General features: G+C 54.6%; 10 protein-coding genes. 8 read left to right on the plus strand and 2 right to left on the minus strand.

Annotated features, from left to right (window positions below):
- Positions 1-4: 4 nt before the first annotated feature.
- Together mrcB and hrpB are read right to left on the minus strand one after the other, a co-directional pair.
- Positions 5-2,482 carry a bifunctional glycosyl transferase/transpeptidase gene (gene mrcB, locus NAL19_RS15980; protein WP_263057862.1) on the minus strand — a complete coding sequence of 826 codons (2,478 nt, stop codon included), beginning with the start codon at positions 2,480-2,482 and terminating at the stop codon, positions 5-7.
- Between the two features lie 102 nt (positions 2,483-2,584).
- A complete protein-coding gene (hrpB, locus tag NAL19_RS15985) occupies positions 2,585-5,065 on the minus strand; it encodes an ATP-dependent helicase HrpB (RefSeq protein ID WP_263057863.1) in 2,481 nt (826 codons plus the stop codon).
- A 92-nt stretch (positions 5,066-5,157) separates the two neighbouring features.
- On the opposite strand from hrpB, the gene thpR reads away from it, so the two are divergent.
- From thpR to panC, 8 genes are all read left to right on the plus strand, one after another.
- Positions 5,158-5,688, plus strand: coding sequence for an RNA 2',3'-cyclic phosphodiesterase (gene thpR, locus NAL19_RS15990; RefSeq protein ID WP_225085484.1), 531 nt, complete (start codon positions 5,158-5,160; stop codon positions 5,686-5,688).
- 35 nt (positions 5,689-5,723) lie between these two features.
- Positions 5,724-6,428 carry a DNA/RNA nuclease SfsA gene (gene sfsA, locus NAL19_RS15995; RefSeq protein ID WP_263057864.1) on the plus strand — a complete coding sequence of 235 codons (705 nt, stop codon included), beginning with the start codon at positions 5,724-5,726 and terminating at the stop codon, positions 6,426-6,428.
- Between the two features lie 390 nt (positions 6,429-6,818).
- On the plus strand, positions 6,819-7,274 hold the full coding sequence (gene dksA, locus NAL19_RS16000) for an RNA polymerase-binding protein DksA (RefSeq protein ID WP_010280759.1): 456 nt from the start codon (positions 6,819-6,821) through the stop codon (positions 7,272-7,274).
- Between the two features lie 131 nt (positions 7,275-7,405).
- Positions 7,406-8,428 carry a tRNA glutamyl-Q(34) synthetase GluQRS gene (gene gluQRS / locus NAL19_RS16005; RefSeq protein ID WP_263057865.1) on the plus strand — a complete coding sequence of 341 codons (1,023 nt, stop codon included), beginning with the start codon at positions 7,406-7,408 and terminating at the stop codon, positions 8,426-8,428.
- A 106-nt stretch (positions 8,429-8,534) separates the two neighbouring features.
- The gene (gene pcnB, locus NAL19_RS16010; RefSeq protein ID WP_263059736.1) at positions 8,535-9,947 is read left to right on the plus strand and encodes a polynucleotide adenylyltransferase PcnB; all 1,413 of its coding nucleotides are present in this window, start codon (positions 8,535-8,537) and stop codon (positions 9,945-9,947) included.
- On the plus strand, positions 9,947-10,435 hold the full coding sequence (gene folK, locus NAL19_RS16015) for a 2-amino-4-hydroxy-6-hydroxymethyldihydropteridine diphosphokinase (RefSeq protein ID WP_225085487.1): 489 nt from the start codon (positions 9,947-9,949) through the stop codon (positions 10,433-10,435). The genes pcnB and folK overlap by 1 nt, the downstream gene beginning before the upstream one ends.
- Before the next feature lie 149 nt (positions 10,436-10,584).
- Entirely contained in the window at positions 10,585-11,382 is a 798-nt protein-coding gene (panB, locus tag NAL19_RS16020; RefSeq protein ID WP_225085488.1) for a 3-methyl-2-oxobutanoate hydroxymethyltransferase, read from the plus strand.
- 136 nt (positions 11,383-11,518) lie between these two features.
- Positions 11,519-12,373 carry a pantoate--beta-alanine ligase gene (panC, locus tag NAL19_RS16025; RefSeq protein ID WP_225085489.1) on the plus strand — a complete coding sequence of 285 codons (855 nt, stop codon included), beginning with the start codon at positions 11,519-11,521 and terminating at the stop codon, positions 12,371-12,373.
- Positions 12,374-12,378: the final 5 nt, after the last annotated feature.

A 12,378-nucleotide genomic window follows, 5' to 3' on the forward strand; every position in this document is an offset into this window, starting at 1 on the left:
TAGATTATTGACCAAACATTTGTTTGATCCAATCGGCGACGCCTTCTCCATCTTGCTGTTCCTGCTGCGCGGAAGGCTGCGGCTGGCTGGCCTGACACAGCGCCTGCGGATTATCCGTCCAGACCGGCAATACCCGTCCGGCGCTGCTGCCGTTGCAGATAAAGTTACCGCTGGCATCCACCGTCATCGTCGTGATGCCTTCCGGCGGCGTCAGCATTAACGGCAGCGGCGTTTGGTTTTCCAGATAGCGACGGTAAATCGTCAGCGCACCGTTCGCCCCGGTCAGCTTGGCCGGGCCGTTGTTATCACGCCCTACCCAGCTAATCGCCACTTCTTTACCGTCGATACCGGCAAACCAGCTGTCACGCAGGTCATTGGTGGTACCGGTTTTCGCCGCCAGATGATAATTCGGGAATTTCACCGCCAGCGAACGCGACGTACCGCGTTCAACAACCTGCTGCATACCATACAGCGTCAGATAGGCCGCCTGCGCGGGGACCGCTCGCTCAGCCTGCGGGAAGCTCTGGTACAGTACCGTACCGTCTTCCGCAATCACCGAACGCAGTGAGGAAAGCGGTGCACGGTTGCCGCCGCTGGCGATCGTCTGGTATTCCTGCGCCACTTCCATCGGCGTCAGACTGATCGCACCGAGCAGCATCGCCGGTACAGGCTGAATCACGTTTTCCGGAATACCCAGACGCTTCAGCGTTTCCGTGATCTGATTCAGCCCCACGGCCATCCCCAGATTAACGGTCGGCACGTTCAGCGAGTTCGCCAGCGCATCAACCAGCATGACGCGGCCACGGAACTCACGATCGTAGTTCTTCGGCTGCCACAGCTGTCCGTTAGGCTGTTTGATCGACAGCGGCTCGTCCGCCAGCAGGGTATTCAGACGATAGGTATCCGGCTGACTCAGCGCGGTCAGATAGGTCGGCGGCTTCGCCAGCGACCCGACGGGACGGCGCGCCTGTAGCGCACGGTTAAACCCGGCGTACTGCGTTTGAGAACCGCCAACCATCGCGCGAACTTCACCGCTAAAACGATCGACAATCACCATCGCCGCTTCCAGATCGCTGACATTACGGCCTGCGCGCAGCGCCGGAACCCCGACTTCCACCGCTTTTTCCGCCGCATCCTGCGAAACCGGGTCGAGCGTGGTAAAGATCTTCACGCCAGAGAGATCGTTAACCTTGTCGCCAAGCCGCTGTTGCAGTTCCTGCCGCACCAGTTGCATAAACGCGGGCTGAGGGCTGATCACGCCGCCTTTTGGCTGCACACCCAGTGGACGCGCGCTCAGCATGTTGTACAGATCGGCATCAATAACTTGCTGATTCTGCAACAGGCGCAGCACCAGATTACGTCGTTCTAACGTAAGCTGCGGGTTACGCCACGGGTTATACAGCGACGCACCTTTCACCATCCCCACCAGCAATGCCTGCTGATCGAGGCTCAGTTCATTCACTGGCCGGCCGAAGTAGTACAGGCTGGCAAGCGGGAAACCGCGGATCTGGTCGTTACCGCTCTGACCGAGGTACACCTCGTTGAGATACAGCTCAAGGATACGATCCTTGCTGTAGCGGTAATCCATGATCAACGCCATATAGGCTTCATTCGCTTTACGCCACAGCGAACGCTCGTTAGTCAGGAACAGGTTCTTAACCAATTGCTGTGTCAGCGTACTGCCGCCCTGCACCGCCCGTCCCGCCGTGATGTTAGCTAAAAATGCACGGCCAATGGAGTACAGGCTGATACCGTCGTGCTCATAGAAATGGCGGTCTTCGGTCGCAACCAGTGTATCAACCAACAGATCGGGGAAGCCGGAACGCGGCACGAATAAACGCTGTTCGCCATTTGGCGACTGCATCATGGTGATCAGTTTTGGATCGAGACGGAAAAAGCCGAAGTTGCGCTGGTTGTCCAGATTCTGGATCTGCGACAGGCGATCGTTGGCAAACGTCAGACGCGCCTGAATCTGCCCTTCTTTTCCATCGGGGAAATCAAACGGACGGCGCAGCATATCGATACTGTTGCCGCGCACGCTAAATTCGCCCGGACGGGTAATCCGGCTTACCTGACGATATTGCATGCCTTCCAGCAAACTAACCATCTCTTTCTGACTGTAGGCCATGCCGGGTTCAAGGTTGACCATGCGGCCATAGACGGCAGCGGGCAACTGCCAGACTTTGCCTTCAATACGGCTGCGGATCTGGCTGTCGAGGTACACACCATAGATCGCCATCGCCACGGCAAAGATCAGGAACAGTTTAATCGCCAGTCCTAGCCAACGTCGCCTTCTCTGCGATTTACGCGTCATGGTTTCGTCGCCGTCGTCATCATCGTCGTCATAGTCGTCCTGATAATCATCGTAGTCATCATCATCATAGTCGTCATCCCTGCGACGTCGTATAGCCTGTTTGCGTTCAGGTTTACGTTTTGGCGCTCTCCCTTTGCGTCCGATAGGTTCGCGGTCATCCCCAGACATTACAATAACTTCTCCATCAGGTTGTTCACGGCTATCTGCAGTGCGCTCAAGCCGCCTACTCTGTTTCCAGCCCCTTTTTTGGGAAAGCGGAAACGTCTGAAATTAGTGATTCTGATATTTCTTGGTACGCCTCGTCGGCGCCGTATTCGCCGGATCGTCCGGCCAGACATGCTTGGGGTAACGCCCCTTCATCTCTTTCTGTACCTCACGGTAAGCACCTTGCCAGAATGCGGCTAAATCCCGCGTAATCTGTAATGGACGCTGCGCTGGCGATAAAAGTTCCAATACCAGCGCGACACGTCCCTCCGCCAGCATCGGGCTCTGCTGCTCACCGAACATTTCCTGCATCCGCACCGATAGCACCGGTGGCTTATCGTCATAATAGGCGATAGGCAGGCAACTGCCGCCGGGTGCCGTGTAGTGCGTGGGTAATGCGCTATCCAGCCGCTGACGTAGTGACCAGTCCAGCAACCGCAGTAGCGCCTCACTCAAATTAATCTGGTGTAGCGCGCGTAAGTCACGCACGCCAGACAGCGACGGCTGTAGCCAGATGTCCAGTGTTGCCAACAGCGTGTCATCATCCACCTGCGGCCAGTCAACCTCGGGCAACCACTGGTGGGCGCACTGTAGCCGGGCGCGGAGCTGTAACGCCGCAGCGTCCCAGTTTAATGCCTCAATCCCCTGCTCCCGAATCCAGGATAACAGCGCCAGTTGCAATGCCTCATCGGATGGCTTGTTCAACGGACGTGTTCGCAGCGTCAGGCAACCTATCTGGTCGCGCTGGCTGGCGCGCAGAGTACCCTTTTCTTCGTCCCAGTGCACCACGTTATGTTCATTTATTAATCCCGGTAGCCGCCGTTCCAGCCGTTCAATATCCAGTGGCAACGCCAGCAGGATCCGTGCATCCGCGCTTTGCTTGTTTTGCACTAATCGATCGTTCTGTAAGAGCACCGGAGCCAACAACCACTCCGTACCCGACAGTGCGTCATCAGCCGACATCATCGCACCGCTGCCATTAGCAAGCTGGTAGCGCCCATCCTGACTGCGCCGCCGGGCGATGCGATCGGGGAAAGCCAGTGCCAGCAGCCAGTCGGCTTCTCCGCTGTCAATATGTCCAAAATCAGCGATACGCCCCGAAGCCGTCGATAAACGACGCGTCAGCTGTTTTGCCCGCCGCAGCCAGTGCGGCAGCGGACGATGCAGCCAATCGGCCAGATTGATCGACCCGCTACGCGGCGGCTCTTCCAGTATCGCCGCCAGACATCCGGCGGTAGCCAGCGCATCTGAATTTTGCTGTGACGCGGCATATAACATCGTCGCCAAACGAGCATCGCTACCTAGCGCGGCGATCTTGCGCCCCTCTGCGGTCAATCGCTCCTGTCCATCGGTAATGCCAAGCTGACGCAGTAGCTGGCGTGCGGCATACAGCGCGGGGGCTGGAGGCCTATCCAGCCAGGTTAACTGTGCCACATCGGTACAGCCCCACTGTAATAAATCCAGCCAGACGCTGCTTAAATCGCTGTTCAGTATCTCAGCGTCGCTTTGCGCCGCTGCGCGTTCTGCCTGTTCACGCGAGCACAGGTGCCAGCAAATGCCGGGGCTTAAGCGTCCGGCACGTCCGGCGCGCTGTACCATAGAGGCCTGGCTGATTCGCTGCGTCACCAGTCGGGTGACGCCACTTTTCACATCAAAGCTGGCGACACGTTCAAGACCGCTATCCATCACCAGCCGGATACCTTCAATCGTCAGGCTGGTTTCAGCAATATTGGTAGCCAACACCACCTTACGGCGCCCCGGTTCGGCAGGTAGAATCGCCTTTTGCTGTTCCGCCAGCGTCAATGCACCGTATAACGGGCAGAGATCCGTCTCGCCCGACACGCTATTTTCCAGCAGCGCCTGCACACGACGAATCTCCGCGACGCCGGGCAAAAACAGCAGCAGCGACCCTTCTTCTTCACTGAGCAAACGTCGTACCTGCCGCGCCACGCCCTCTTCCAACCTTTCCTGATTATTCAGCGGTGCATAACACCGCTCAACCGGATAGCTGCGGCCTTCAGACACCACGCAAACGGCTTCTGGCAGCAGCGCCGCCAGCCGCGCATTGTCGAGCGTCGCGGACATAATCAGCAGTTTTATATCGTCACGTAGCCCTTGCTGTACATCAAGCAGCAGCGCCAGCGCCAAATCAGCCTGTATGCTGCGCTCATGAAACTCATCAAGGATAATCAGCGCCACGCCTTGCAGCTCCGCATCCTGCTGTAACAGACGGGTCAGCATCCCTTCGGTGACAACTTCCAGTTTCGTTGCGTCGCTCACGCGGCTTTCTGAGCGCATGCGATAACCTATCGTCTCTCCCGGTTCCTCACCGAGCTGCTGCGCCAACCGCCAGGCTACGCTCTTCGCCGCCAGACGACGCGGCTCCAGCATGATGATGCGCCCGTTCAACTTACCCTGTTGCAGCAATTGCAACGGCAGCCAGGTCGATTTTCCCGCCCCTGTTGGGGCATTGAGCAGCACCTGAGGCGCAGTATGTAGCGCCGTTATGACATCATCCAGCACGGCGCTGACGGGCGGTAAAATCACAGACATCTCCGTATAAGGTTAACTTTCAGCGGCGAGCATTGTAGCATCATGATGAATGTAGCATCGGATGGAATCAGAACAGAGAGATCGCCATGTCAGCCCCCCGCCGCCTGTTTTTTGCCCTATCACTACCGGAAACCACACAGCAAGAGATTATCCGCTGGCGTGCCGAGCGCTTCGCTCCAGAAGCCGGTCGTCCGGTCGCGGCGGCCAATCTTCATCTGACGCTGGCTTTTTTGGGGGACGTTAGCGAACAAAAAGCGCAGGTTCTACAGACACTGGCAGGCCGCATTCGTCAACCCACTTTTTCCCTTACGCTGGATGACGCCGGACACTGGCCACGACCCGGCGTAGTCTGGCTGGGCTGTCGCCGCGCACCACGCGGGCTGCTGCAACTGGCAGAACTGCTGCGTTCCCAGGCCGCACGCAACGGCTGTTATCAAACGGCATTACCTTTTCATCCACACATTACGCTACTACGCGGCGCGACTCGTCCCGTTGCGATTCCCGCCGCGACCTTCAGTTGGCAGGTTGATATGACGCACTTTTCGCTTTACGAATCACTTTTCGATAATGGCAAAACCCGCTATCAACAGTTGGAAAGTTGGTCATTTATTCAATAAGAGACCACGCGGATAAACAATAGAATAGGATACGCATGGACTATACCCCACGTTTACAACCTGCCCGGTTGATTAAACGTTACAAACGCTTTTTGGCCGATGTCGTGACCCCAGAAGGCGAGACGCTCACGCTGCACTGCGCCAATACGGGAGCGATGACGGGCTGTGCCACGCCCGGCGATACCGTCTGGTATTCAACGTCTGATAATCCTAAGCGTAAGTATCCACAGAGTTGGGAACTGACTGAAACGCAAAAAAATCACTGGATTTGTGTCAATACTCTGCGTGCCAACACATTATTGTACGAAGCCTTATTGGAAAATCGCATAGAAGAGCTGGCTGGCTATTCAGACGTAAAAACAGAAGTGAAATACGGTACGGAAAATAGCCGAGTCGATTTGCTTTTACAGGCGCCGGGTAAGATTGACTGCTATATTGAGGTGAAATCCGTCACATTATTGCAACATGAATGTGGTTACTTTCCCGATGCGGTTACACTCAGAGGGCAGAAGCATCTACGTGAGCTGCAACAGATGGTTTCCAATGGAAAACGCGCGGTACTGTTTTTCGCCGTGCTCCATTCAGGAATCCAGCAGGTTTCTCCCGCCCGGCATATCGATTCACGCTATGCGGAATTATTTACAGAAGCGCGGCGGGCAGGGGTTGAAATTATATGTTACGGCTCCACATTATGCCCTGACGGTATTACATTGACGCACAAACTACCGTTGTTGGGATGACGTAAAAGCATTGCATAACACGCCAAACGCACCATAAAAGGCGTAACACATTGTTTATTATTTAATGTACACCCTAAATAATTCGAGTTTCAGGAAGGCGGCAAGAGAAGGAATCTCGATGAGCTTACTCAAGTAAGTGATTCGGGTGACTGAACGTAGCCAACGCACATGCAACTTGAAGTATGACGGGTTAAGCAGGTTGTTCCTCACACTTTATCAGGCCGGTGTCAGGAAGCATTGCCAACCCCATCTCCATCTGCTATTTATAGCGGCCTGTTTTTTCCCCCTTTGGGGCCGATATACCCAGATAGCTGAAGTTCTGGTCAACAATGCCGCAACTTCACTGCATAAAAGGGTATTATGCGTGTCGTGTTATGTAGGAGAAGCAACATGCAAGAAGGGCAAAACCGTAAGACATCTTCTCTGAGCATTCTCGCAATTGCCGGAGTAGAGCCGTACCAGGAGAAGCCGGGCGAAGAGTATATGAACGATGCTCAACTCGCTCATTTCAAGCGTATTCTTGAAGCATGGCGCAACCAACTCATGGATGAAGTGGATCGTACTGTATCGCACATGCGCGATGAGGCCGCTAACTTCCCTGATCCTGTGGATCGTGCGGCGCAGGAAGAAGAGTTCAGTCTCGAACTGCGTAACCGTGACCGTGAGCGCAAGCTGATCAAGAAAATCGCCAAAACTCTGGTGAAAATCGAAGAAGAGGATTTCGGATTCTGTGAATCCTGTGGCGTCGAAATTGGCATCCGCCGTCTGGAAGCACGTCCGACAGCCGATCTGTGTATCGACTGCAAAACACTGGCAGAGATACGCGAAAAGCAAATGGCAGGATAATCTTCCTGCTCAGAATCGGCTCCTGCCCGTCGCAGGGGCCGACTTCAGGCACACTACCGCTGATGAATAATGATGTTCATCACGCTATTTTTTGTCTGGATAAAACGCTGACGAGATAGCACCGACCCCTTATGTCTGGAACAGCTTGTTTTACACAAAAAAGTCGTTTTACCGAGAAAAGTAGTTCTACAGAGAAAAATAGCTTTACCGAAACGCCCTCTTCTCCTGAAGTGAATCCCTTTACTGAAACCGACCGCTATGTCGGGCGTTTTGCGCCCTCTCCTTCTGGCGATCTGCATTTTGGCTCACTGATTGCCGCACTGGGTAGTTATCTTCAGGCGCGTTCCCAACAAGGGCGCTGGCTGGTACGCATTGAAGACATCGATCCGCCACGGGAAATTCCCGGTGCCGCCTCCCGTATACTCGCACAGCTAGAACACTACGGCCTGCACTGGGATGGCGATGTGGTTTACCAATCACAGCGCCATGCGCGTTATCGTGAGATTCTTCAGCTACTGCAACAACAGGGAATGAGTTATTACTGCACCTGTACGCGTAGCCGTATTCAGCAGTTAGGCGGACACTATGACGGCTATTGCCGGACGCGTAACCTGCCCGCCGACAACGCCGCGCTACGCCTGCGTCAGACGACGCCAGTATTTCATTTTCACGATAGATTGCGTGGCGACCTGCATGCCGACACGGCTCTCGCGCAGGAAGATTTTATTATCCACCGCCGTGACGGGCTGTTTGCCTATAATCTGGCCGTCGTGATCGACGATAACGATCAGGGAATTACGGAGATCGTGCGCGGTGCCGATCTTATCGAACCGACAGTCCGGCAAATTTCGCTCTATCAGCAATTGGGCTACGCGATCCCTACCTATGTTCATCTGCCGCTGGTGCTGAATACAGAGGGAAATAAACTGTCCAAACAGAATCATGCCCCGGCGCTGCCGAACAGCGATCCGCGTCCCGTGCTACTTGCCGCACTGCAATTTCTGAATCAACCGCTGCCGGAAAACGCGCAAGACATGACGCTTTCCGCACTGCTGGCATGGTCTGTCGCGCACTGGTCCCTTGATATCGTCCCGTTACAGGCGGCAATAAACGCGTCCGCGATCACATCAGCATTCTCAAAGGGACATTGGTGAGCTATGATTAGCCGCTATTTTTCATGGCGCGCCATCCTTAGCCGCCCCTTTGGGGGGCGACGCCAATGCTGTGCTGTTGATTTATCCATCACTATCGAGGTGTATTATCTTTTCCCGAGTTGCTAATTTTTGTCGTAAAGTACTGAATCGTGAGAACGAAATGGTCGAATCAGAGGAAACGCGTCAGAACCTGACGGTCATCCCGCGTGACCAACATACTATTTCACGCAGCGACATCAGCGATAACGCGCTGAAAGTACTTTATCGCCTGAACAAAGCGGGCTACGAGGCTTATCTGGTTGGCGGCGGCGTACGCGACCTGCTGCTGGGCAAAAAGCCAAAGGATTTTGATATCACCACTAACGCTACGCCCGATCAGGTACGCAAGTTGTTCCGCAACTGTCGTTTGGTTGGGCGTCGTTTCCGTCTGGCCCATATCATGTTCGGGCCAGAGGTGATTGAAGTTGCCACGTTCCGTGGTCACCACGATCAGCATCAGGAACAGCAGGAAACCAAGAATTCTTCTCAGCAGGCTCAGAGCGGCATGCTGCTGCGCGACAATATTTTCGGCTCGGTTGAAGAAGACGCCCAGCGTCGTGATTTCTCGATCAACAGCCTCTACTACAGCATTTCTGATTTCAGCGTTCGTGACTATACCGGTGGCCTGAACGACCTGCGTCAGGGTGTCATCCGAATGATTGGCGACCCTGAAACGCGCTACCGTGAAGATCCGGTGCGTATGCTACGCGCAGTCCGTTTCGCGGCCAAACTGAACATGACTGTCAGCCCTGAAACCGCCGAACCGATCCCTCGTTTAGCTTCGCTGCTGCACGATATCCCTGCGGCGCGTATGTTTGAAGAGTCGCTGAAGCTGCTTCAGTCAGGGTATGGTTACCCAACCTATAAAATGCTGTGTGAATATCAGCTGTTCCAGCCGCTTTTCCCGCTGCTGAGTCGCTATTTCACACCAAACGGCGATTCCACGCTGGAGCGCATGGTTGCACAGGTGCTGAAAAACACCGATCAGCGCCTGCAAAACAATATGCGCGTCAATCCGGCATTTTTGTTCTCCGCCATGCTGTGGTATCCGCTGATTGAACATGCACAAAAGCTGGCTCAGGAAAGCGGTCTGGCCTACTTTGATGCCTTCTCGCTAGCGATGAACGATGTGCTGGATGAACAGTGCCGTTCTCTGGCGATTCCTAAGCGTATTACCTCTTTAGTCCGCGATATCTGGCAACTGCAAACGCGCCTGTCCCGTCGTCAGGGGAAACGCGCGTATAAACTGATGGAACACCCGAAATTCCGCGCCGCGTATGACTTGCTTTGTCTGCGTGCCGAAATCGAGAACCATCAGGAGCTGCTGCGTCTGGCGCAATGGTGGGGGGAATTCCAGGTTGCTGCGCCGCCGCGTCAGCAAAACATGCTGAAGTCGCTGGATGACGGCCCGACACCACACCGCCGTTCCCGTCCTCGTCGACCGCGTAAACCAATAGCGGCACGCCGAGATCAAGCCTGATGACACGCGTGTATCTGGCGCTGGGCAGCAACCTTGCCCAGCCTTTGCAACAGGTACGCGCGGCGTTGTCTGCGCTAGACGCGATTCCTCATACTCGCGTCGTTTGCTGCTCCTCGTTTTACCGTAGTCGCCCGCTCGGCCCGCAGGATCAGCCAGACTATCTCAATGCCGTCGTTGAACTGGAAACCGAACTTGCAGCCGAGTCGCTGTTGGATCGCACACAAGCCATCGAACTGGAACAAGGCCGTGAGCGCAAGGAACACCGCTGGGGCCCGCGCACGTTGGATCTGGATATTCTGCTGTTCGGCAATGACGAGATCCAGACTGAACGCCTGACCGTACCGCATTACGATATGAAAAATCGTGAGTTCATGCTCTACCCGCTGGCGGAAATCGCCCCAGACCTGGCGTTCCCTGACGGTGAAACACTTGCCCAGCGGCTAACCCATGTCGATCGCAACGGTCTGACATTATGGGACAGACAATAAACCGACGGAATCGCGAGGCCAACTGACCGCCCCGCTTATCAACACCTCTCACATCTGCAACTTGAAGCATGACGGGTATATCGCTACACGTCAGCTTACATTAGAATGTCCCCCTTAATTCTTCGCCCTATTGACATAGGAAGACCGTCATGAAACCGACGACTATCTCCCACTTGCGCCAATGGAAACAAGATCAGCGAAAATTCGCTACGATTACCGCTTACGACGCCAGCTTCTCTCGCCTATTTTTTGAACAAGGCATTCGCGTGATGCTGGTAGGTGATTCTCTGGGAATGACCGTGCAAGGTCACGATTCCACCTTACCCGTGACCACCAACGACATCGTTTACCACACACAGTGTGTGCGCCGCGGCGCCCCACTGGCGCTGGTTCTCTCCGATATGCCTTTTATGACCTATGCCACGCCAGAACAAACGTTCAGCCAGGCCGCAGAGCTAATGCGTGCAGGTGCGAATATGGTGAAACTGGAGGGCGGAAGCTGGCTTGCCCCAACGGTAAAAATGCTGACTGAGCGCGCCGTGCCAGTCTGTGGTCATCTGGGTCTGACGCCGCAGTCCGTTAACATCTTCGGTGGCTATAAAATTCAGGGCCGGAGCGAAAGCGATGCCAATCAACTGCTGGCCGATGCGCTTGCGCTTGAAGAAGCGGGAGCACAGTTGCTTGTGCTGGAATGTGTACCGGTTGCGCTGGCTAAACGCGTTACGGATGCGCTGTCGATTCCGGTGATCGGCATTGGCGCCGGCAACGTGACCGACGGGCAGATTCTGGTCATGCATGATGCTTTCGGCATTACCGGTGACAACACGCCTAAGTTCGCCAAGAACTTTCTGGCGCAAAGCGGGGGGGATATCCGTTCGGCAGTGCGTTTGTATGCACAAGAAGTCGAACAGGGTGTCTACCCAGCCGAAGAACATTCATTTCATTGAGAACATTCATTTCATTGAGAACATTCATTTCATTGAGAACATTCATTTCATTGAGAACATTCATTCCATTGAGAACACTCGTTTCATTAAAAACGAGCATTCCGTTAATCAGGCTGTTTTGTTTAGGAGTACGGGTGTGTTAATAATCGAAACCCCTCTGCTGCTGCGCCGCGAAGTTCGCCGCTGGCGTCAGGAAAGGAAACGCATTGCGTTGGTTCCCACCATGGGTAACTTGCATGACGGGCACATGACGCTGGTCGATGAAGCCAAGGCACGTGCCGATATCGTTATTGTCAGCATTTTTGTCAATCCCATGCAGTTTGAGCGGCCAGATGATTTAGCCCGCTACCCCCGAACATTGCAGGAAGACTGCGAGAAATTGAACCGTCGCGGAGCCGATCTGGTTTTCGCACCGAGCCCAGATGTGGTATACCCCAATGGACTGGAATCACAAACGTTTGTCGATGTACCTGGCCTGTCTTCCATGTTGGAAGGTGCCAGCCGTCCCGGCCATTTCCGAGGCGTAGCTACCATCGTCAGTAAGCTGTTCAATCTGGTACAGCCAGATTTAGCCTGCTTCGGTGAGAAAGATTATCAGCAGCTAGCGCTGATTCGGCAACTCGTCCGAGATATGGGCTATGACATTGATATCATTGGCGTCCCTATCGTACGTGCAAAAGATGGGCTGGCATTGAGTTCACGTAATGGCTATCTCAGTGCCGAAGAACGCCAGTTGGCACCGAAACTTTACCAGTTGATGATGGATCTGTCGGCGCAGTTGGACAACGGCGAGCGCCAGATAGACACATTACTGGAGCAAACGGCAGAGAAGTTGCGCGATGCAGGCTTTACGCCTGATGAACTGTTTATTCGCGATGCGGATACGCTACAACCGCTGAACGCTGCCAGCACGCGCGCTGTGATTTTGATGGCTGCCTGGTTAGGCAAGGCCAGATTGATTGATAACCACCAGGTCGATTTGACTGTATGAACCGA

This window comes from Pectobacterium sp. F1-1 (assembly GCF_025643735.1).
GTDB lineage: Bacteria > Pseudomonadota > Gammaproteobacteria > Enterobacterales > Enterobacteriaceae > Pectobacterium > Pectobacterium colocasium.